Here is a 20,632-nt window from a genome sequence, read left to right on the forward strand (position 1 = left end):
TAGATCCGGACCGCCGACCCGCACGACGGGCCGCTGACCCCAGCGGCCCCGCACCACCCACACAGACGGGCGCCCCGCCCCGCCCGCCCCCGGGGGCCGCCCGCCCCGGGGGGGGCGGGGGGCGGGCCCACCACCGCATCCGGATCGGATCCCCCGGCACCCGTCGGCCGGCTCAGTGCCCGACCGCCACCTTGGCCGCCACGATGAGCAGGCCCAGAAGGAGGTTCACCACGCCCTCCACGGCCGCCTGGCCGGTGGAGGCGCCGGCCCGACGGGCACCCAGGGTCGCCCAGCCCACCTGCTGCGCCACGGCGACGCCGAGAGCCAGCCAGGCGCTGTCGCCCGTCCCGAGCCAGGGGCTGACCAACACCGCCAGGGCCGGGAGCGCGGACGCCTCGACGAGCGGCCACTCCTCCCGGCCGACCTCCCGCACCCGGTCCCACCGGACCCGGCGGGCGACCTCGCGCTCTCCCACCAGATGCGCGTAGACGTGGGCGACCCAGAAGACCAGCCCGGTGACCGCCAGCAGCACGATGAGCGACAGCCGCGGATGGGTTTCGTGCACTCCGGAGGCCGCGATCACGGAGGCGGCCAGCATCGAACCGTAGACCGCTCCGGCGTAGTCCGTCCGGTCGGCGGTTCCCACCGGGGCCGGCCCGCGGGCGGTTGGAGGACGGCTGCGGGGCGTGGACACGATGCGCCTCCTCCCGTCCCCGTCCGGGGACGACCGTTGAACCCGCTCGGCCCATGATCACCCGTTCCCCGGCACGCCGCCTCCGCTCCGGCAGGTGAGCGGGCCCCGTCGCCGCCCGCCGCGACGCCGCCCACGCCCCGCGCGGAGCCCTGCCGCCCGGCGTTGCCCGCTCACCCCGACCGGGTGATCCCCCTCCGGCGAGCCGGGGCGCAGCCTGGACCCACGGGGAATCGGCGAGGCCCCGTGCAGCACGCGAGAGAAGGACTCCCATGCGCTACGAGTTCCGCATCGCCGGGGCGATGTCAGGACGGACCGTCCGCGAGGCTTTTCCGGAGCTGGAGAGCGTGTTCGTTCCGGACCAGACGCTGCTGTTCGGCCCCGTCACGGACGAGGCCCACCTCTACGGCCTGCTGAGCCGGTTCCAGGCGCTCGGGCTGCACGTCATGGAGTTCCGCCGGCTGCCCGAGCCGGGGGCGCTCCGCTGGCCGGGGAGCTGAAGACCACCGGCACCGGGACGGGTCGCGCCGGCCACGCCGGTCGCGCCGTACAGCAGCCCGCCCGGGGTGCCGCCCGGCGACCCGTCGCCGAGGCTGGAACGGTGGACGGTCCGCGGCGCCGGGTCGCCGGCCGTACCTCGGCGGCCCGGCCGCCGGCATCGACCGAGGGGAGAGCGCAGTGGCGCAGCAGCGTGGTGAGCCGACCCGCGCTGACCGGTTCCGCGCCAGGTCGGCCCGGCTACTGGGGCGGACGGCCGACCTACGCGACGCGCCGTTCCTGCGCCGGCTGGCGGCCCAGCTGATCCACATCCACGTCCTGGACACCGCCACCCGGCTCGCCGCGCAGACGTTCCTGACGGCCATCCCGGTGCTGTTCGTGCTGGCCGCCTTCCTGCCCCAGGGGGCGCGCAGCAGCGCCGCCGACTCGCTGCGGACCGTCCTGGGCCTCCACGGCAGCTCGCTCGACGACGTCAAGCGGGCGCTCCAGCCCGTCGGCAAGGAGGCGACCACGGATGCCTTCGGCGGCATCGGCATCCTGGTGACCGTGCTCTCGGCCACGAGTTGCAGCCGCATCCTGCAGCGCCTGTGCGAGCGGACTTGGCACCTGCCCCACCTCTCCGGGCGGTTGGCGGCCTGGCGATGGCTCGCCTGGCTGCTGGTGTGGATCACCGCGCTGGTCCTCCAGGGAAAGGTGCGGAACGGATTCGGCGGGGGCGAGGCCCTCGGGATCGTCCTCTACGTGATCACGGCCGGGCTGCTCTGGCTGTGGACGCAGCACCTTCTGCTCGGCGGGCGGGTCCCCTGGCTCCCGTTGGTCCCGGGGGCCCTGCTGACCAGTGCCGGCCTGACCGCGCTCGCCTGGGCGTCGCAGCTCTACGTTCCCCGCTCGCTGAACCGCAGCATCGACCAGTTCGGCCCGCTCGGTCTGGTCTTCACCCTGCTCAGCTGGCTGATCGTGGTCTTCACGGCCGTCACGCTCGGTATCGGCATCGGCTACGTGGTGGCCGGCCAGGGCTGGCTGGCCAGGCTCCTGGGCACCCCTGAGCCGACCGGGGAGGACGAGGGCTAGGACCCCCCGTACGGTCGGGAGGCGCGGACCGGGTGGCCCCCCTGGGAGGATTTGTCGGCCCTTTTGCCGAGCCGGGGGAAGTCGGAAACGATGGGAGTCGTCACACATGTGCGTCGTCGGCGCGCCATGACCCCCCGAAGGTGAAGACCATGGCCTCCAGTCCAGCGGCCAGGAGGCAGTACCGCCCGGTGGACGGTCCCCGCGGTGACGCCGGGCCGTCGTCCCGGATACCCGGCGGCGACCCGGTGCTCGCGGCTCGGTTCGCGGTGCCCGCGACGCCGGAGACCTTCGTTCGCCGGCAGCGCCTGGTCGACCGGCTCGTCGACGGCCCGCCGACGCCCCTGCTGCTGGTGACCGGACCGGCGGGTGCAGGGAAGACCCTGCTCGTCGCCGACTGGGTCGCCACGGAACGACTGCCCGGTCCGGTGGCCTGGCTCACCGTCGAGCACGAGGACAACGCGCCGGGGGTCTTCTGGGCCTACCTGCTGGAAGCGCTCCGGCACCACGGCGTCGCCCTGCCGGCCGGCATCGGCAGTCCGGCCCGGGCCCACGAGGTCGACCACTCCCTGCTGGCCCGGCTGGCCGCCCACCTGAGCGTCCGGGACGAGCCCGTCGTCCTCGTGCTCGACGAGTTCGAGCAGGTGTCCTCCGCGGAGGTGGCCTCCGGTCTGCACTTCCTGCTCGGCCACGCGGGCCCCGGTCTGCGCCTGGCCCTGCTCAGCCGGACGGAGCCGCTCCTGCCGATCCACCGCTACCGGGTGTCCGGCAGCGTGACCGAGATCAGGGCCGCCGACCTGGCCTTCCGGCCCGACGAGGCCTCCGTGCTGCTGCACCGGCACGGGCTCGCGCTGTCCGCCGGGAGCGTGCGCGCCCTGACCGAGCGGACCGGTGGCTGGGCCGCCGGCCTGCGGCTGTTGGCACTGGCCGCCCAGGGCGCCGCCGATCCCGCGGCGTACCTGGCGGAGTTCGAGGCCGGGCAGAGCACGGTCGCGGACTTCCTGCTCGCCGAGGTCCTCGACACCCAACCGGTCGAGAGCCAGGACTTCCTCCTGCGGACGAGTGTCCTGGACCGGATCCACCCGGACCTCGCCGACGCCCTGACCGGGCGTCCGGACGGTGCGCGGACCTTGTCGGCGCTCTCCCGGGCCAACGCCTTCGTGGAGCCCGTCGGACACTCCTGGTACCGGTGCCACCCGCTCTTCTCCGAGATCCTGCGCATCCACCTGGGAGCCCGGAGCCCGGGGCTGGAACGGGAACTCCACCGCAGGGCCGCCCGGTGGCTGGCCGGGGCGGGGCAGCTGACGGAGGCGCTTCCGCACGCCGCGGCGGCCGGTGACTGGGAGTTCGCCGCGACGCAGGTGGTCGATCAACTGGCCATCGGTCGGCTGTTCACCGGCCGGGACGCGGAGCGGTTGGAGCGGCTGTTCGCCACGATGGCCCCCGACGCCCAGGGGCCGGCCGCCGAACTGGTCCGGGCGGCCTGTGACCTCACCCGGTACGACGTGGACAAGGGTGCCGAACACCTCCGGCGCGCGGAGGCGCTCCTCGCCGAACACCAGGGCGAGGACGACTCGGCGGCCCTGTTCACCGTGGCCCAGCTGCGGGTGCTGGCAGCTCGGCTGGCCGGCTCGGCCGACCAGGCCCGGGCTGCCGCCGAACAGGCCGAACAGCTCCAGGAGTTGGTGCCGCAGGACCTGGTGGCGGGGCACCCGGAGCTGTCCACGCTGCGGATGAACGACCTCGGCTCGGCGCTTCTCTGGGAAGGCAGTCTCGGCGACGCGAGTGCGGCGCTGGCTGCGGCAGCGAGGACGCCCGAGGGGGCCACCACGGCCGGTCCGCGCCACGAGGCGCTCGCCCGCCTCGCCCTGATCGAACTGCTGCACGGCCGGCCGGGGCGGTCGGAGGCCCGTCTGCGGAGGGCCGCGGCCGAAGCCGAACGCGCCGGCCTGCCGCCGGTCTCCCGCACCGGCGTCGGTCAGCTGGTGTCCGCCACGCTCGCCGTCGACCGGGACGACCTGCCGACGGCCCGCGCGGCGCTCGACCGGGCGGCCAGGTCGGCCGCCGCCCGGTACGATCCCGCGGTCGCCGCCGTCCTGGCGATCGTCCGGGCGAGGATCCTGCTGGCCGACGGCCGGGCCCGGGCGGCCCTGGACGCGCTCGACCGGGTGGACCAAGGCCGCCCTCCGACGGCCGGACCACTGCCTGCCTGGGTGACGGAGGGCGCGGCCGTGGTCGGTTCGGCCGCGCACCTCGCCGACGGCGATCCGGCCGCCGCCCTGGCGGTACTGGACCAGGACGGTGCCGGGGGACCGGACTGCGCCATCGCGGCGGCCCGTGCCCATCTCGCGGCCGGGGACGGCCCGAGCGCCCGCCGGGCCCTGGACGCGATCCCCGACCGGGACGGCCACGGACCGGCGGTCACCGTCCGGGTGTTGCTGGCCAGGGCACAGGTCGCAGCGGCCCTGGGCGACGAGGCCGGCGCCCGGCGGCTGCTCACCCGCGCCCTCGCGGTCGCCCGGTCCGAACAGGTGGTCCGACCGTTCCGGGAGGCCGGCCCGTGGCTGCGGCGGCTGCTACGGGCCCGGCCGGCGCCGGTGGACGCCCACGACTGGCTGCCCCCCGACCTCCTCCCGGGGTCGCAGGGGCCGCCGGGGGCGGCGGGCGGTGACGACCCGGTGCCGGACCCGCCCGTCGAGCCGTTGAGCGACCGGGAGACCGAGGTCCTGGAGGCCGCCGCACGGCTGCTCTCCACCGAGGAGATCGCCGCCGAACTGTTCCTCTCGGTGAACACGGTCAAGACGCACCTCAAGAGCATCAACCGGAAGCTCGCGGTCTCCGGGCGCAGCAGGGCCGTCCGTCGGGCCCGTGAACTGCGGCTGATCTGACCGCGTCCATCGGGGGGCGGACGCAGCCGGGTGCTCAGTGGCGGGAGCGCAGCCAGTGCCAGCCGGTCACCACCGCGCTCGCACCCAGCAGGACGAGGAACACGGCGAGCCAGGAGTTGCCGGCGACCCGCGCTCCGGTGAGCAGCACGACGAGCACCCCGCCCACCGTCGCCGCGCACGCCAGCACGGTCCGCAGCACGACCAGGAGCAGTCCGGGGCGCAGCACGGACCGGTCACGGTCCCGGACCGGCACGGGCCCGCCGCCCTCCGACCCGAGCAGGGCGAGGGTACGGTCCGCGAGCCGGTCGGTGGCGCGACGGTACATCTCGGCGCAGGCGGGCACCCAGACGAACGGCACCACCGTCCCGATGACCAGCAGCCCCCCGATGCCGGCCCAGCCGAGCCACTTGCGAACCCGGCTCCGGGCCGGGTCGTCCGGCGCCACCAGGCCGATCAGGTAGGCCTGGCGGCGGACGAGGGCGAGCCAGGAGGCTTTGCCGCCCTCGTCGGCCGGACCCCGGGTCGCCTCCCGCAGGGCCGCCCTGGCCTTCGCACGCGTCGGGTGGACGCCCTGGACCAGCAGGATCTCCACCGCCGCCTCCTGGTCACACGGATCGCGGCCGGCCAGGGCGCCCAGCTCCAGCACCATCCGCAGCTGGGCGAGCAGTGCGCCGATGAACGCGACCGGCAGCAGGAGCACGAAGGGGCCGCCGAGGAACGAGCCGTCCACCACGGAGCGGCGCACGCCCCGCCCGATCACCTCCTCGACGCTCCCGCCCGGCGGGGTCCCGGTCCGTTCCGCTCCGCGCGCCCGCACCATCGTGTCGGCCACCTGGGGGCCCAGGAACTCCACCGTGAAGGCGGCCAGCCGCTCGGGCATGCGGACAGGGTCCGCCCGAACCGTCCTCAGCAGGTCGCCCAGGCCGGGCCGTCGCCGCTGCGCGCTCTCCGCTCCGCCCATCAGTCGCCAGAATAGTCCCGCCGCTGAGGGGCCGCCCCGGGCGCGGAACTCACCCGGGGCGGGTGATGCCCCGCCGGGCCGCAGAGCGGTACACCGGCGATAGACCGCGTCTGCCACGGAGTTCGGGGCAGACCATCGATGTCAGGAGGCCCCCGGTGGACTACCCGTTGCTCAACATCTTCTTCACGACCATGTGGATCTTCCTGTGGATCATGTGGTTCTTCCTCCTGTTCCGAGTCTTCGGAGACCTCTTCCGGGACGACGCCCTGAGCGGCTGGGCCAAGGCCGGCTGGAGCGTGTTCGTGCTCGTCCTGCCGTTCCTCGGTGTGTTCGTCTACCTGATCGCCAGGGGCAAGGGCATGGGGAAGCGCGAGTACCAGGAGGCTGCCGAGGCGGAGCAGGAGTTCCGCACCTACATCCGGGACGCCGCCGGCACCACCACCGCGCCCACCGACCACGTCGCCGAACTTTCGCGGCTCGCCGACCTCAAGAACCACGGCGACATCACCGAGGCCGAGTACCAGCGCGCCAAGGAGCTCGTCCTCACCTGACACGCCCCTCGACAGCGCCCCCAGGCCCGGTGGTCCCCGACCGCCGGGCCGGTCGCGCCGCTCCGGCCTCCGCGTCGACGACGGCACCGGCACCGCCGGACGCCGGGCGTTCGCGGCCCCGAGGCGTCCCCGCCGCGACCCGTCCGCTGCGACCGGTGCAATTCCTGTCGAGCACCTGCCAATATATCCGACGAGCTATCACCCATTGTCACGAAAATGGGCCGGACGCGCGTGAATAATGACCTTCAGCCATCACGAGAAAGATGATCAACGGGTGGCCGATGCAATCTTCGGAGCGCGTTGCTCCGCCCGTTGACAGCGGTCTGAAGCACATGCAAATCTGTCGAGGCGTCAGTCGGGTGAATGATCGGTCGGGCGACCGGCACGGCCTGGTCACTGCTTTTTCGTTCCCCGTCCGCCGTCCACCGCCGTGCGGATACCTGCCGCATTGTGCGGATAAAGAGCTCCCGAGAAATCGGGCGCACCGGCCCTCCCCTGTGGCCGGTGAAGCACAGGAGAGAAGGAGAACAGCATGAAGAAGATCGCCGTTCGCAAGGCCGGCACCGTCCGGCTGACCTCGGCCGCCGCCTCCGCGTACTGCTGCGGCACCGGCCCCGTCCTGGCCTGACCAGTGCAGTGAGCGCCATCTGAAGTCCGGTGACCCACCGGGCGGTTCGCGGGTGGCGCCGCAGGCCGGCCCGGGGCTCGCTCTCATCGAGCCCCGGGCCGGCCACCAGGATACCCGGCGACCGTGGGGAAGAGATGGACCCGGCTTCTGTGGATCTCGACAAACCGCTCCGAGTTCACCCGTTGACCTATCTCGAAGAGGGCGACGAGGTCACCGTCGGGCGAGCTGACATCAATTCTTACGGCCTTTTCCCGGTGGATGGCGCGGCATTGCTCAAACACCTTGAAGAGGGCCATTCACCGAACGAGTCGGCGCGCTGGTACGCCGAGCAGTTCGGCGACCAGGTGGACATCATCGAATTCCTCGAAGTGCTGGAGGAATTCGAGATGCTGGTAAAGGACGGCGAGGAGTCCGCCGAAGTCGCGCCGGTGCGCTGGCAGCGGCTCGGGCGCGCGCTCTTCTCCCCTGCCGCCTGGGTGGGCTACGCCCTTCTCGTCGGCGCCGGGGCGGTCGCGATGGCCCGGGACCACAGTCTGGTGCCGACCTATCAGCACCTTTTCTTCACGCGTTCCTCGCTCGTTCTGCTCACGCTCGGAATCGTGCTCGGCCAGGTGCCGTGGATTCTGCTGCACGAGGCCTTCCACGCCCTCGCCGGACGGCGAATCGGGCTGAACTCGACCCTACGAATCGGTCGCCGGTTCTACTACGTGGTTTTCGTGACCTCGCTGGACGGACTCGTCGCGGTGCCGCGCCGAAAGCGGTACCTGCCGATGCTCGCCGGCATGGTGCTGGACGTCCTGGCGGTCGCCGCGCTCACCCTGGCGGCCGCTCCGCTGCGGTCGGCGGGCGGCGCGGGCGGACTGATCGGCAAGCTCCTGCTGTCGATGGCCTTCGGCGTGGTGCTGCGGTTCGCCTGGCAGTTCTACTTCTTCCTGCGCACCGACCTGTACTACCTCGCCACCACCGTGCTGGGCTGCAACGACCTGCAGACCGTCGCCCGCCAGCTGATGGCCAACCGGGTGAACGCCCTGCTCGGGCGGCGCGAGAAACTGGTGGACGAGGCCGACTGGCACCCGCGCGACGCGGCCGTCGCCCGCTGGTACTCCTGGCTGATGGTCACCGGGTACGCGGTGCTGACCGTCCTGCTGGTCACCGCCGTCGTGCCGGCCGCGATCAGCGTCACCCGGCTCGCCCTGCACAAGCTGGGCGCGGACCTGTCGCCGCTGAACATCCTCGACGTGTGCCTCTTCCTGGTGCTCAACTTCGGCGAGCTGGTGCTGGCCGGAGTCCTGGCGCTCCGTCAGTACCGCCGCCGCGAGCGGCCGACCGCCGCCTAGGGCCCGGTCCGAGGCAACCCGCCCAGCCTGACCGCCGCCCGGCCGCACCCGGCGGCCCACTCGACGACCGCCCGACGACCCGCCCGACGACCCGACCGACGGGCGCGGCGCCCACGGCGCCGCCCCGTCGGCCCACCCCGGTGCCACCCCGTCGGCGCACGGAGGAGAGACCCCATGGACGACGCACTTCCCCGTCACCGCTGGATCCTCGGCGGCCTGCGGGCGGACCGGGCCGCACTGGCGGCCGCGCCGGAGCTGCCCGCCGCGCTGCTCCCGCCGGTGGACGCCCATCGCAACCTGCGCGGCCCGTTCACCGCCGCCGGCACCCTGGCCCGCGCCCTGGTACCCGGCGCGCTGCGCCGGGATCCGGCCACCGTACGCCGCTTTGACATCGAACTCCTCTCGGTGGCACCGGAGTTGAGCGCGATCCTGCCCAACTCCCGGGAGACGCTGACCTCGATGGCGATCCCGGCCGAGCGGACCAGGTTCTACGCCCGGCTGCGCACCCGGCGGATCTCGCACGGCCTGGTCGAGTTCCTGCACACCTGCCTGCCGGCCGGCGAACCGCGCACCCTGGTGGTGGAGAGCGTCGACCAGGCCGAGCACACCGACCTGGAGTTCCTGGCCGCCCTGGTCCGCCGCACCGACCCGGCCCGGCTCCGGATCGTCCTCTGCTCGGCGGGCGACGGCCTGCCGGACGAGCAGCTGCTGGCCGAACTGCGCGCCCACACCGAGCCGGTGACTGCGGTCGCCGCCGATCCGGACCCGGCGGAGCCGGCCGACGCCTGGGCGTACGTCGCCTCGGACTGCACCAGCGACGTCCCCGCCCAGCGGTCCGCCTACGCGGCGCTGGACGCGAGCGCCCGCGCCGCCCTGCACGACCGGCGGGCCGCCGAACTGGCCGCGCTGGACGAGCAGTCGCTGCGCCTGGGCGCGATCCCGTACCACCTGGAACACGGCGGCGATCCGGCCGGCGCGGGCGTCAAGGCGCTGTACGCGGCCCAGGACCACTGCGTCTGCATCGGCTTCTACGAGGCCACCGTCGACTACGGGCGGCGCGGGCTGGCGCTGGTCGATCCCCGCGAGTCGGAGGCGCAGTGGTGGGCCACCGCGCTGGAGCTCGGCCTGGCGCTCTCCATCCTGTCCCGCACCCACGAGGCGATGGCGCTGTACGACGAGGCCCGGCTGGTGTCCACCCGCCCGGCCGTCCACATGGCGGCGGCCTACTCGACGGCGATGCTCTACACCCGGCACAACGAGCCCGAGGAGCGCGACGAACGGAAGGCCAAGTCCTGGCTCAACTCGGCGATCGCCACGGCCTCGCTGCTGGAGGACCGAAGCGAGCGGGCCTTCCAGAGCGCGTTCTACAAGAACGGCAAGGCGCTGGTCGAGGTCAACCTCGGCGACCTGAACGAGGCCCTCCGACTGGTGGACGAGTGCGTGGCCAGCCTGGACGAGCTGCTCACCCCGGACGAACACCGACTGCACAGGTCGGTGCTCAAGAACAACCGGGCCCGGGTGTACTCCGCTCTCGGGCGCCTCGACGAGGCGCTGGCCGACTACGCCGTCGTGATCGAGCAGGACCCGAACCACGCCGAGCACTACCTGGAGCGCGGCAACATCCTGCGCCGCCTCGGCCGCCCGGCGGAGGCCGCCGCCGACTACCGGCGGGCCATCGAGCTCTCGCCGCCCTTCCCGGAGATCTACTACAACCGGGGCGACCTGCTGCTCGGCGAGGGCGACACCGAGGGCGCACTGGCGGACTTCAGCTACGTCCTGGAGCTGGAGCCGGACTTCGTCGACGCGTACGTCAACCGGGCCGGCATCCACCTGGAGGCGGGCGACCTGGCGGCGGCCGAGCAGGACGCCCGGGCCGGGCTGCGCACCGATCCGGACAACCCCTACCTGCACGCGGTGCTCGGACAGGTGCAGGCCGAACGGGAGGAGTACCGGGCGGCCCGGGAGTCCTTCGACCGGGCGGTGGCGGCCGACCCCGACATGGTCACGGCGCTCTCCGGACGGGCCACCGTCGCCTACCAGACCGGCAACCTGCCCGCCGCGCTCGCCGATCTGACGCACGCCGTGGAGCTGGAACCGGACGACCCGGCGCTGCGCTACAACCGGGCCTTCGTCTACCAGGACACCGGCCGCTGGGACGAGGCGCTGGCGGACCTCGGCGCGGCCTCCGCGCTGGCCCCCGAGGACGAGGACATCACCTCGGCGCTGGAGGCCTGCCGCCGGAAGGCGGCCTCGGCGCGATGAGCGCGGCCGACGGCGACGCCCGGCACCGGCCGCTGCGGGAGGTGCTCGGCCGCTACGCCACCGGCGTCGCGGTCGTCACCACCCGGCATCGCGGCCGGCCCGCCGGACTGACCGTCAACTCCTTCACCTCGGTGTCGCTGGACCCGCCGCTGGTGCTCTGGTGCCTGAACCGCTCCTCCGCCAGCCGGGCGGCCTTCACCCTGGGCACGCACTTCGCCGTCCACGTGCTGGCCGCCGACCAGCGCGAGCTGGCGGTCCGTTTCGCGGGGCCCGGCGACCGCTTCGAGCGGCTGCGGCAGCTGCCGGGGCCGTACGGGGTGCCGCTGCTGGAAGGGGTCGTCGCCACCCTGGTGTGCCGCCGCGAGCGGGTGATCACCGCCGGGGACCACGTGATCCTGACCGGCACCGTGCTGGACCACCGGTCGGAGCCGGGCCCGCCGCTGCTCTTCCTGGACGGCCGGCTCCGGGCGGCCCCCGCGGCCCCGCCGCGGAGCGCGGTGAGCGGCGCGGCCCCCGGCGTCTCCTGACAGGACTCCGACCTGCGCCTTCCGTCCACCGCAGACGGGAAGCCGGGCGCCCCGGGCGGACTCCGGCGCCAGGTGCGGACCTCACCGGACCGTGACGGGCGGGTGTCGAACTCAGTGAGGTCGAGGCGGTGGTCGCAGCCGCTCCCGGCATCGCCCACGCCGCCGTGGCCCTGAGGTCCGACGGTCCGGGCGGCGGCAAGCGGCTGGTCGGGCACGTGGTCCCGGGACGATTCCGATCGGCAGCCTCCTCGGGGGAGCCCTGGGCACCGTCCTCGGCGACCGCGGCGCCCTGTGGCTCCTGTACACGGGCAACGCGCTCTGCGCCCTGCTCCTCCTCACCGGCCCCCTGCGCAGCCGACGGGAACTGCCGGTGCCCTGAGGCGGAGCGGCACGCCCTCAACGCCTGCGGCGCCACCCGGGGCAGCTTCCACCCGGACGTGCCGGCCAGGCCGTCCCCGGGCCCTGGTGCACCAGCCCGCCGTGGCGAGGCAGGCGGTTGCCCTCGCCGGGTCGAAGGCGTTCCCGGCGGTGCGCCGGTCATCGGGCGTCCGGTGACCGGCGCGGAGGACGGGGCAGGAAGCTGCTGGTGCGGGCGACGTAGGCGTCCCAGCCCGGCTTGGTGGAGCCGAGTTGGCGCTCCAGCAGGGGCTTGCCGCTGCCGAAGGCGAGCAGGTAGGTCATCAGGACCGGGCTGAGGACGAAAGCCCAGCCAACCGGCTCGGACGCCACGAGCAGGAACGGGGCCCACCAGACGCAGGCGTCGCCGAAGTAGTTGGGGTGGCGGGTCCAGGCCCACAGTCCGCGGTCCATGATCCGGCTGCGGTTGGCCGCATCGGCCTTGAACCGGGCGAGCTGCCAGTCGCCCACGGTCTCGAAGAACATCCCGACCGCCCACAGGGCCACCGCGGCGAGGGTCAGGGGGCCGAGCCCGGCGGTCAGGTACTGGGCGGCCTGGACCGGGAGCGAGACGAACCAGACGATCGCGGCCTGCAGCAGGTAGACCATGCGCAGTGCGTAGAGGTCGCGGCGTCCGCCGGGGGCCTTGGCGAGCATCCGGTCGTAGCGCGGGTCCTCGCCGTGGCCGCGCGAGCGCGACCAGATGTGGGCCGACAGGCGCAGCCCCCACACCGTGACCAGGATCGTGACGAGCAGGCGCCGTGCGAGGTCCCCGTGACCGGCCGAGAGGACGCAGCCGGTCCAGGCCACGGCCGTGAAGGCCAGGCCCCAGGCGACGTCGACGCCGCGGTGGCGGCCGGTGTGCACGCCCACCGCGAACGCGGCCAGCAGGACGGCCAGCGCCGCCCCGGCCGTGGCGGCGAGGTTGACGGCGAACGCTGCGGCGTTCACGCCGGCCCCTGGTACCAGTCGGCCGGCGTGGCGGGGGCACCGCTCACGCCGTCCTGGCTCGGCCGCACCGCCAGGATCTGGTCCACCCCCATCCGGCGCTCGGCGAACGCCAGTGAGCTGCCGGCCATGTAGAGCTGCCACAGCCGCACCGCCGGCTCGCCGACCAGATCCGTGAACTCGCCGCGGCGTTCACGCAGGTTGTCGTACCAGGCGTCGATGGTGCGGGCGTAGTGCTCGCGCAGCGCCTCGACGTTGAGCACCTCCAGGCCCGCCTCCTCCAGCAGGGCGACGGTCCGGCCGACCGGCCGCATCGACATGTCGGGAGTGATGTAGTTCTCGATGAACGCTCCGCCGCCGGGCGCCACCGCACGACGCGACATCTGCTGCACCATCAGCCGCCCGCGCGGCTGGAGCAGGTCGTGCAGGCGCCGGGCGAAGGCGGGGTACAGCTGGTCACCGACGTGCTCGCCCATCTCGACGCAGCTGATCGCGTCGAACCGGCCGTCGGCGATCTCCCGGTAGTCGCGCAGCAGCACACTCACCCGCTCGCCCAGGCCCGCGGCCTCGACGGCGGCGGTGGCGAAGGCGTGCTGCTCCCTGGAGAGGGTGACGGCGGTGACCTGGGCGCCGAAGGCACGGGCGGCGTGCACGGCCAGCGCCCCCCAGCCACAGCCGACATCGAGCAGGCGGCTGCCGGGTTGCAGGTCCAGCTTGCGGCAGATCAGGTCGAACTTGGCCTCCTGGGCAGTCTGCAGGCTGTCGCTCTCGGGCGTCCAGTAGGCGCAGGAGTAGGCCATCGCCGGGCCGAGCAGCAGGGCGTAGAACTCGTTGGACAGGTCGTAGTGGTGGCTGATCACCGCACGGTCGCGGGCGCGGCTGTGCACGGCGCCCCCGACCCGGGCCCGGCCGCCGGGCGGGACGGGTCGCGGACCGAGGGCACCCAGGCGTGCGGCGCCGGCGAGCAGCTTCGCCCAGTCCCGCAGGCCGGGGCGCACCGGGCCGTGTCCGGCCAGCGCGGCCCGCGCCTTCGACAGCGTGGGCCTCAACTCGCCGTCGACGTCGAGGTCGCCGCTGATGTAGGCGTCGGCCAGACCGAGTTCGCCGGGCTGCCAGAGCAGGCGGCGCAGCGCGCGCCGGTTGCGCAGGACCACGGTCGGGGCGCCGGCGGGGCCGGCGGTCGAGCCGTCCCACGCCTGGATCCGGAACGGCAGTGGTTGGCCGAGCAGGTCGGTGAGCAGGCCGGCGAGGCGGGTGGCGGGGGTCATCGGGTCGGCTCCGGGCGGGTGAGGAGGATCTGCTGGACGTCGAGGTAGCCGACGGCGAACCCGGCCTCGGAGTAGGCCAGGTACAGCTCCCACATCCGCTGGAACACCTGGTCGAAGCCGAGCGCGGAGACCTCGTCGGCCCGTTCGGTGAAGCGCTCGCGCCACAGCCGGAGGGTCTGGGCGTAGTGCGGGCCGAAGGAGTCGCAGGCCGCCACGCGCAGGCCGGTGTGCCGTGCGGTGGCCTGGCGGATGGCCTCGGTGGAGGGGATCTGGCCGCCGGGGAAGATGTACTTGAGGATCCAGGTGTAGGTGCCGCTGCTGGCCAGCATCCGCTCGTGCGGCATGGTGATGGCCTGCAGTGCCGCCCGCCCGCCCGGAGCCAGGACACGGTCGATCGTGGCGAAGTAGACGGGCCAGAACGGCCGGCCGACCGCCTCGATCATCTCCACGCTCACCACCGCGTCGAACTCGCCCTCGGCGGCTCGGTAGTCGCACAGCCGCACCTCGGCCCGGTCCGCGAACCCGGCCGCGGCGATCCGGCGCCGGGCCAGCGCCAGCTGTTCCTCGGACAGGGTGAGGCTGACCACCCGCGCGCCGCGCGCGGCCGCGCGGATCGCCAGTTCGCCCCAACCGGTGCCGATCTCCAGTACCCGGCTGCCCGCCTCGACCCCGGCGAGGTCCAGCAGCCGGTCGATCTTGCGGTGCTGGGCCTGCGCGAGGTTCTCCCAGGAGGCGACGGGTGCGCCGGCGGGGTCGGTGGGGAAGAGGGCCGAGGAGTAGGACAGGGTGGGGTCGAGGAACAGCGCGAACAGCTCGTTGGACAGGTCGTAGTGCCGGTGGATGTTCGTGCGCGCGTTGTCGGGCGTGCTCAGCTCCCCGGCCGGCGACCGCTTCACGTACAGGCGGCGCAGCCACTGGGCGCCGGTGGGCACCAGCGTCTCGGGGGCGGTCGCCAGCTCGGTGAGCAGCCCGACCAGGTCGGGCGAGTCCCACTCGCCGGCCTGGTAGGACTCCCCGAAGCCGATCAGCCCGCTCATCCCCACCCGGTGGAAGAACGCGCCGGGCCGGTGCAGGCGCAGCACCGGCGCCCCGGCCGGGGCGGGTTCGAGGAACCGTCCTTTCGGCAGCTCGACCCGAAGGCCTCGCCTGCGGGCGATGCGGCGCAGCAACCTGCGGGCCACCGCCGCCTTGAGCGGTGTGCGGGGTACGCGGGCCACGTCGGGCCAGTGCTGCGGATCGGCCGTCGCGGACGCGTCGGGTGCGAGGGCTTCAACGTGCGTGGTCATGGCGGCAGGTCCTGTTCGAGGGGGTGCGGTCTGGGCGGGGGTGAACGGGCAGACCGCGCAGCCACAGCCGCACGCCCTGGTAGCGGATGTGGGCGCTGACCGCGAGGGTGGACAGCGGGTGGGTCGCGGCGGCCCGCAGCAGTGTGGTGCCGCGGGCGGGTCGGCGGGTGCCGCGTACGGTCGCCGTGAACGGGCGGCCGCCTGCGCGTTCCAGCTGGACGGTGAGGGCCAGCCGTTCACCCGGCACGGGCAGGGACATCCGGTAGTGCCCGTCGACGGGGAAGAACGGGGAGACGTAGAACTCCTTGGCCGCCCGTGCACGGCCGCGCTCGTCGGGGTGCAGGAGGTAGCGGTGGCGCTGGCCGTAGGTGTTGTGGACCTCGGCGACCGTGCACACTGCCCGGCCCTGGCGGTCGTAGCACCAGTAGACCGTCAGCGGGTTGAAGACGTACCCCAGCGAGCGGGCGTGAGCGAGCATCAGGACCCGCCCGCCCGCGAGGTCGACGCCCACCGAGTCGAGGTAGCGGTCCAGATCCTCCCGGAGCGACCGGCCCGGCCCGGCGGTGCGGCCGCCGGCGGGGAAGGAGGCCAGGAGGCGCAGCGGCCGCGGCAGGCGCGGGGGCCGGTCCAGGTCGGTCAACCACAGGTAGGTGCGGTGGCGGAAGGCGTGGTGCACCGGAGCGGTGCGCCCGTGGCTGATCCGGCACTCGTACAGGGCGGCGCCCCACGGGCCCGGCAGAGCGGGAGCCGTCGGCGGTGCCGGGGCGTGCGGGGCGGCGGTGATGGCGCGTTGGGCGTGCGGGGCGGCGGTCATGGCGCGCTCACCCCGGCCCCCAGCAGCGCGTGGGCGGCCACGAGGCCGGAGCGGCAGCCGTCCTCGTGGAAGCCCCAGCCGTGGTAGGCGCCGGCGAACGCGGTGCGCCCGCGGCTGAGTTCGGGCAGGCGACCCTGGGCGGCGACGCTCTCGCGGGTGTAGATCGGGTGCTCGTACACGGTGCGGGAGACGACGTGCTCGGCCGGCACCGGCCGGTCGGGGTCCTCGTTGAGCGTCACCAGGTAGTGCTCCGCGGTGTCGAGGCCCAGCAGGCGGTTGAGGTGGTAGCTGACCCGCACGCCCGCGGCACTGTCACCGCACCCCGCGGTCCGGTAGTTCCACGAGCCCCGGGCCCGGGCGGCCCGGGGCAGGTGGGAGGCGTCGCGGTGCAGCACGGTGGGGTTGACGGAGTAGCGGAAGACACCCAGGACCTCGCGCTCGGCCGGGGTGGGGTCGGCCAGCAGCCCGAGGGCCTGGTCGGCGTGGGTGGCGATCACGACCGCGTCGACCTCGGTGCTCCGGCCGTCCTGCGTGGTCACCGTGACGCCGTCGTCGTGGCGGGTGACGGCCCGCACCGGCGCCCTGCGGTGCACCGCGGTCAGTTGCTCGGCGATCCTCGCCACGTAGGTCTGCGAGCCGCCGACCACGGTGCGCCAGGTCGGTGATCCCGTGACGGAGAGCATGCCGTGGTTGGCCAGGAACGCGAACAGGTAGCGTGCCGGGTACTCGCCCGTCCGGTCCGGTGCGCACGACCAGACCGCCGCCACCACCGGCGTCATGAAGTGCTCGACGAAGTAGCGGGAGAACCCGCCCGCCGCCAGGAACTCGCCCAGGGTGGGATCGCCGGCCTCCGGGGCGGCCAGCAGCGCGCGGGCCCGGCGGTGGAAGCGCGGCACCTCGGCCAGCATCCGCAGGTACCGCCCGCGCAGCAACGCGCCGGGCTGGGCGACCAGCCCGGCCGGGCCGCGCGCGCCCGCGTACTCCAGACCGCACGCGTCGCAGCGCACCGACATGCTCATGTCGCTGTCGCGGGTGGCCACCCGGAGCTCGCGGAACAGGGCCACCAGGTGCGGATAGGTCCGTTCGTTGTGGACCAGGAACCCGGTGTCCAGCGCCACCTCCCGGCCGTCGGTGCCCACCGCCCGCTGGGTGTGCGCGTGCCCGCCCAGCCGGTCGTCGGCCTCGAACAGCTCCACGGTCAGTCCGCTGCCCTGCAGCCGGTAGGCGGCCGTCAGGCCGGCGATCCCCGCGCCGACCACGGCCACCGTGCCGCGTCCCGCTCGACCGTATCGCCACGAGCCGGCCGTGGGCTGCCGGGTGTTTGCCGCCATGGTGTCCTCTCCTCCGCACGGAAGGGCGCCATTCCGTGCCCTCCCTCTGCTCGGTGTTCGGCGCGCTCGCGGCCGCGGATTGCTCCGGAGGTGGGCGAGCCGTCCGGGCCGGCTGCCGACGCCGGGGAGCAGATGCGTGCGGCACCGCGGCGGCGTTGCGGGCGCGGGCAGGGCGGGAGTCGGCCGTCACCAGGGAGGCGCCGGGAACCACTCGGGAGCCGTTCGGGAGCCGCTCGGCCGGATCGGCCGCCGGCGCCGGCACGGTGAGCGCCGGTCAGGGCGGCGTCCGGTCGGCGTCCTGGGGCGCGCGAGCCGGCCCCGGCCAGGGACGAACCGGCGGTGGCCGGAGCCGGGCACCGCCGGTTGCCGGTGCCCGGCTCCGTGGGGCCGTGTCAGGTCAGGGGCAGCAGCATGAGGGGCTGCCCGGTGGGATGGGCGGAGCCGCCGGACGGTTCCTGCGTCACCCCGACACCCACGGCGCCGTTGATGGTGCCGGTGAGGAGGAGCTGCCCGTGGTCCGCGGGCAGCAGTCCGGCCGGGCGCATCGTGCCGGAGTCGTTGAACCACAGTTCGTAGGTGCGGCCCTGGGGCAGGGCGGGCATTCCGCTGGCGAGGAAGGCGGCCTGCCCGCGGTCTGCCGACCAGACCACCGTGGCGACGGCCGACCCGGAGGCCGTGGTGGTGGTACGGGCGTCCGGGGCGGTCAGCAGGCTGGTGACGGCGGCCTGCTCCGCGCGCAGGCTGCTGGCCCGGGACTGGGCCCGCTGGGCCCGGTCGTGCTGCTGGACGGCGACCGCTCCCAACCCGGTGGCCAGCGCCAGGCACGCCGCGAGCGTCAGTTTGGGCCACTGCCGGACCAGCCGCGAGGTCCGCCGCCGGCGTTCGGCGGGGCCGGTCAGGGGCGGCAGCTGGCGCACGTCACCGATTCCCGCCATCACCGCCGTCTTGAGCCCGGACGGCGGGCGGCTCGACTCGGCGGCCCCGAGCCGTGCCAAGGTCCCCCCGAACTCGGCGACCTCCTGCGCGCAGGCCGGGCACTGGGCCAGGTGCCGTTCGAAGGCGAGTCGTTCCTCCTCGGGCAGCGCGTGGGTCGCGTAGGCGCCGGTGAGGGTGTGCAGGTCGGGTGCGGCGTTCATGATCCCACTCCGAGGCAGTCGCGCAGGCGGATCAGCCCGTCCCGCATCCGGGTCTTGACGGTGCCGAGCGGGGTGCCCAGCAGCTCGGCGACCTCAGGGTAGGTGTACCCCCGGTAGTACGCCAGGGTGACCGACTCGCGCTGCAACTCCGTCAGCGCCTCCAGGCAGCGGCGGACCTGCTCGCGTTCCAGCCGGTTCTCGACCTGCTCGGCAACCTCGTCGAACGCGGGCGTGTGCGAGCGCGCGGCCGCCTTCTGGTCCCGGTCGGCGGCCGCCTGTGCGGCACGGACCCGGTCCACCGCGCGCCGGTGAGCCATGGTCAGCACCCATGGCAGCACCTCGCCGCGCTGCGGCTCGTACCGGGCGGCGGTGCGCCACACCTCGAACATCACCTCCTGGGTGACCTCCTCCGACTGGGCGGGGTCCCGCAGCACCCGCCGCACCAGCCCCAGCACCGGGCCGGCCACCGCGTCGTAGAGCCTGGAGAACGCCTCCTGGTCGCCGAAGGCGGTCATGGCGACCAGCTCCTTGAGGTCCGGGCCGCGGAACCTCGGCGCCGCAATGTGCACGACCGCGTTCACCGGACCGCCCCCCCGACGCGGGTGGCACGTGCGGCCGAGCGCGGTGGCCGCGACCTGCCCGAGGGCCGGCAGCTGTGCATGAGAACCTCCTGGATCGAACAGCGGGCACCGTCAGTCGCTCTGCATTCGCGACCGCCGACCTCGCGGATTGGTCCCACCTGCGGTGGCTGCTCGAACATGACGACCCCGGGTCGGGCACGGGCCTGCGCGATCCTGTCGACGGCACAACCGGCCCGTCCGCCGCACTCAGTGTCCCGAACCTCGTGGAGAGCGGCTCGGGCCACCAGGCGGGCCCGGCCGGCGGCGGGTGCGGGGGCCGGTGGGGTGGTAGGGCTCACCGGTGCTCACGCAGGCCCGCCACCGGAACACGGGAAGGTGCGTGCCCGGGCGCGGGGGTGTCGTTTCGCGCCCGGGCACGCACCGGTCTGGGCGTCCTCCCGGTCAGACGGTGAGCAGCGTGGGGCTGGTGGCCTTGTCGACGGGCGGGAAGTCGTCGGGGACGGGGTACTGGCCGAGCACGTAGTTCAGGATCGCGGCGTGCATGGCCTCGACCGGCGCGATGCCGGCTGCGGTCGCGACCCCGGCCGGCCCGGTGACGTTGTAGGTCGCGAACAGGTAGGTCCGGGCGGCCGGTTCGTCGGCTGGCATGACGGTGTCGGCTCATTCGACCGGACCGGACCGGGGTGGCGGGTGGTGGCCGCGGTCCGCCTGGTGGGCGGGCCCCGGCCCGGAGCGCTCGGGGTGGGTCAGGAGGCGGGCATCAGGACGGTGTCGACGATGTAGACGGTGGCGTTGGCGGTCTGGACGTTGCCGCACAGCACCTTGGCCGTGCTGTTCACGGTGAAGTCGGGGCTGTTGCCGGTGACGGTGAGGTTGTCGGTCTCCAGGGTCTTGTGGGTGCCGGTGAGGGCGGTGGGGGCCAGGCGCTGGGGGACGACGTGGTAGGTGAGGATCTTGGTGAGCTTGTCCTTGTCGGCGAGGACGGCGTCGAGGGTGGCCTTCGGGATCTTGGCGAAGGCGTCGTTGGTGGGTGCGAAGACGGTGATGTTCTGCGCGGAGTTGAGGGTGTCCACGAGGCCGGCCTGCTTGACGGCGGTGACGAGGGTGGACAGCAGCGGGTTGTGGGAGGCGGCGGTCGCGACGGGGTCCTTGGCCATGCCCGCGAAGGAGCCGGCGCCGTCCTTGGGCACGGCCGCGCAGGCGCTGCCGAACGGCTGGTCGTCCATGGCCGTGGCGGAGGCGCCGCCGCCCGGGGCCGCGCTGCCGGCGGACGTGGACGGCACGGCGGCGGGGGCCGTGGTGGCGGCCGAGGATCCGGACCCGCTGCTGCTGCAGGCGCCGAGGCTCACGGCGAGCGCGGTGGCGGTCAGGAGGGCGGCGAGGGTGTTGCGGCGGCGGGTGGTGGCGGACATGGGTCGGATCTCCTTGTGCGTGGTGACGGCTGGGCCGGCGGCCCGGCCG

At 74.1% G+C, this 20,632-nt stretch carries 18 protein-coding genes; 7 read left to right on the plus strand and 11 right to left on the minus strand.

What is annotated here, in order from left to right:
• Positions 1–172 precede the first annotated feature (172 nt).
• Positions 173–694, minus strand: a complete 522-nt coding sequence (locus ACIRVF_RS35650) for a hypothetical protein (protein WP_402827583.1) — start codon at positions 692–694, stop codon at positions 173–175.
• A gap of 269 nt (positions 695–963) precedes the next feature.
• Here ACIRVF_RS35650 and ACIRVF_RS35655 point away from each other — a divergent pair, with 269 nt between their 5' ends.
• The 3 genes from ACIRVF_RS35655 to ACIRVF_RS35665 all read left to right on the plus strand — a co-directional run bounded on the left by ACIRVF_RS35655 (position 964) and on the right by ACIRVF_RS35665 (position 5,145).
• A complete protein-coding gene (locus ACIRVF_RS35655) occupies positions 964–1,191 on the plus strand; it encodes a hypothetical protein (protein WP_402827585.1) in 228 nt (75 codons plus the stop codon).
• Between the two features lie 178 nt (positions 1,192–1,369).
• Positions 1,370–2,260, plus strand: a complete 891-nt coding sequence (locus ACIRVF_RS35660) for a YhjD/YihY/BrkB family envelope integrity protein (RefSeq protein WP_402827587.1) — start codon at positions 1,370–1,372, stop codon at positions 2,258–2,260.
• 149 nt (positions 2,261–2,409) lie between these two features.
• Positions 2,410–5,145, plus strand: coding sequence for a LuxR C-terminal-related transcriptional regulator (locus ACIRVF_RS35665; protein ID WP_402827590.1), 2,736 nt, complete (start codon positions 2,410–2,412; stop codon positions 5,143–5,145).
• Positions 5,146–5,179: 34 nt separating this feature from the next.
• Here the strand turns inward: ACIRVF_RS35665 and ACIRVF_RS35670 are convergent, their stop codons facing one another.
• On the minus strand, positions 5,180–6,025 hold the full coding sequence (locus ACIRVF_RS35670) for a hypothetical protein (RefSeq protein ID WP_402827593.1): 846 nt from the start codon (positions 6,023–6,025) through the stop codon (positions 5,180–5,182).
• A gap of 236 nt (positions 6,026–6,261) precedes the next feature.
• Here ACIRVF_RS35670 and ACIRVF_RS35675 point away from each other — a divergent pair, with 236 nt between their 5' ends.
• The 4 genes from ACIRVF_RS35675 to ACIRVF_RS35690 all read left to right on the plus strand — a co-directional run bounded on the left by ACIRVF_RS35675 (position 6,262) and on the right by ACIRVF_RS35690 (position 11,411).
• Positions 6,262–6,657: a PLDc N-terminal domain-containing protein gene (locus ACIRVF_RS35675; RefSeq protein ID WP_402827595.1), complete on the plus strand. Its 396-nt coding sequence runs from the start codon at positions 6,262–6,264 to the stop codon at positions 6,655–6,657.
• An 810-nt stretch (positions 6,658–7,467) separates the two neighbouring features.
• Positions 7,468–8,622: a hypothetical protein gene (locus ACIRVF_RS35680; protein WP_402827597.1), complete on the plus strand. Its 1,155-nt coding sequence runs from the start codon at positions 7,468–7,470 to the stop codon at positions 8,620–8,622.
• A gap of 174 nt (positions 8,623–8,796) precedes the next feature.
• On the plus strand, positions 8,797–10,884 hold the full coding sequence (locus ACIRVF_RS35685) for a tetratricopeptide repeat protein (RefSeq protein WP_402827600.1): 2,088 nt from the start codon (positions 8,797–8,799) through the stop codon (positions 10,882–10,884).
• Complete coding sequence (locus ACIRVF_RS35690) at positions 10,881–11,411, plus strand: flavin reductase family protein (RefSeq protein ID WP_402827603.1); 531 nt, start codon at positions 10,881–10,883, stop codon at positions 11,409–11,411. The genes ACIRVF_RS35685 and ACIRVF_RS35690 overlap by 4 nt, the downstream gene beginning before the upstream one ends.
• A 537-nt stretch (positions 11,412–11,948) precedes the next feature.
• Here the strand turns inward: ACIRVF_RS35690 and ACIRVF_RS35695 are convergent.
• From ACIRVF_RS35695 to ACIRVF_RS35735, 9 genes are all read right to left on the minus strand, one after another.
• The gene (locus tag ACIRVF_RS35695; protein WP_402827606.1) at positions 11,949–12,758 is read right to left on the minus strand and encodes a DUF1295 domain-containing protein; all 810 of its coding nucleotides are present in this window, start codon (positions 12,756–12,758) and stop codon (positions 11,949–11,951) included.
• Complete coding sequence (locus ACIRVF_RS35700) at positions 12,755–14,023, minus strand: class I SAM-dependent methyltransferase (protein WP_402827609.1); 1,269 nt, start codon at positions 14,021–14,023, stop codon at positions 12,755–12,757. Before ACIRVF_RS35700 ends, ACIRVF_RS35695 begins: the two co-directional genes overlap by 4 nt.
• Positions 14,020–15,309 carry a class I SAM-dependent methyltransferase gene (locus tag ACIRVF_RS35705; RefSeq protein WP_402827612.1) on the minus strand — a complete coding sequence of 430 codons (1,290 nt, stop codon included), beginning with the start codon at positions 15,307–15,309 and terminating at the stop codon, positions 14,020–14,022. The genes ACIRVF_RS35700 and ACIRVF_RS35705 overlap by 4 nt, the downstream gene beginning before the upstream one ends.
• On the minus strand, positions 15,293–16,123 hold the full coding sequence (locus ACIRVF_RS35710) for a DUF1365 domain-containing protein (RefSeq protein WP_402827614.1): 831 nt from the start codon (positions 16,121–16,123) through the stop codon (positions 15,293–15,295). The genes ACIRVF_RS35705 and ACIRVF_RS35710 overlap by 17 nt, the downstream gene beginning before the upstream one ends.
• Positions 16,120–17,454 carry an NAD(P)/FAD-dependent oxidoreductase gene (locus ACIRVF_RS35715; RefSeq protein ID WP_402827617.1) on the minus strand — a complete coding sequence of 445 codons (1,335 nt, stop codon included), beginning with the start codon at positions 17,452–17,454 and terminating at the stop codon, positions 16,120–16,122. Before ACIRVF_RS35715 ends, ACIRVF_RS35710 begins: the two co-directional genes overlap by 4 nt.
• A 392-nt stretch (positions 17,455–17,846) precedes the next feature.
• Complete coding sequence (locus ACIRVF_RS35720) at positions 17,847–18,590, minus strand: anti-sigma factor domain-containing protein (RefSeq protein WP_402827620.1); 744 nt, start codon at positions 18,588–18,590, stop codon at positions 17,847–17,849.
• Positions 18,587–19,105, minus strand: a complete 519-nt coding sequence (gene sigK, locus ACIRVF_RS35725; RefSeq protein WP_402827829.1) for an ECF RNA polymerase sigma factor SigK — start codon at positions 19,103–19,105, stop codon at positions 18,587–18,589. The genes ACIRVF_RS35720 and sigK overlap by 4 nt, the downstream gene beginning before the upstream one ends.
• A 507-nt stretch (positions 19,106–19,612) precedes the next feature.
• Positions 19,613–19,819, minus strand: a complete 207-nt coding sequence (locus tag ACIRVF_RS35730; RefSeq protein WP_402827622.1) for a ferritin-like domain-containing protein — start codon at positions 19,817–19,819, stop codon at positions 19,613–19,615.
• Positions 19,820–19,917: 98 nt separating this feature from the next.
• Complete coding sequence (locus ACIRVF_RS35735; RefSeq protein WP_402827624.1) at positions 19,918–20,583, minus strand: fasciclin domain-containing protein; 666 nt, start codon at positions 20,581–20,583, stop codon at positions 19,918–19,920.
• Positions 20,584–20,632 lie beyond the last annotated feature (49 nt).

The organism is Kitasatospora sp. NPDC101157, from assembly GCF_044768255.1.
In the GTDB taxonomy this organism is placed as follows: domain Bacteria; phylum Actinomycetota; class Actinomycetes; order Streptomycetales; family Streptomycetaceae; genus Kitasatospora.

Coding starts and splice junctions, on each gene's coding strand:
- ACIRVF_RS35715 (WP_402827617.1), bottom strand. CDS start 17,454: ATGGCGGCAAACACCCGGCAGCCCACGGCCGGCTCGTGGCGATACGGT.
- ACIRVF_RS35730 (WP_402827622.1), bottom strand. CDS start 19,819: ATGCCAGCCGACGAACCGGCCGCCCGGACCTACCTGTTCGCGACCTAC.
- ACIRVF_RS35710 (WP_402827614.1), bottom strand. CDS start 16,123: ATGACCGCCGCCCCGCACGCCCAACGCGCCATCACCGCCGCCCCGCAC.
- ACIRVF_RS35685 (WP_402827600.1), top strand. CDS start 8,797: ATGGACGACGCACTTCCCCGTCACCGCTGGATCCTCGGCGGCCTGCGG.
- ACIRVF_RS35700 (WP_402827609.1), bottom strand. CDS start 14,023: ATGACCCCCGCCACCCGCCTCGCCGGCCTGCTCACCGACCTGCTCGGC.
- ACIRVF_RS35735 (WP_402827624.1), bottom strand. CDS start 20,583: ATGTCCGCCACCACCCGCCGCCGCAACACCCTCGCCGCCCTCCTGACC.
- sigK (WP_402827829.1), bottom strand. CDS start 19,105: ATGACCGCCTTCGGCGACCAGGAGGCGTTCTCCAGGCTCTACGACGCG.
- ACIRVF_RS35655 (WP_402827585.1), top strand. CDS start 964: ATGCGCTACGAGTTCCGCATCGCCGGGGCGATGTCAGGACGGACCGTC.
- ACIRVF_RS35705 (WP_402827612.1), bottom strand. CDS start 15,309: ATGACCACGCACGTTGAAGCCCTCGCACCCGACGCGTCCGCGACGGCC.
- ACIRVF_RS35690 (WP_402827603.1), top strand. CDS start 10,881: ATGAGCGCGGCCGACGGCGACGCCCGGCACCGGCCGCTGCGGGAGGTG.
- ACIRVF_RS35720 (WP_402827620.1), bottom strand. CDS start 18,590: ATGAACGCCGCACCCGACCTGCACACCCTCACCGGCGCCTACGCGACC.
- ACIRVF_RS35665 (WP_402827590.1), top strand. CDS start 2,410: ATGGCCTCCAGTCCAGCGGCCAGGAGGCAGTACCGCCCGGTGGACGGT.
- ACIRVF_RS35670 (WP_402827593.1), bottom strand. CDS start 6,025: ATGCCCGAGCGGCTGGCCGCCTTCACGGTGGAGTTCCTGGGCCCCCAG.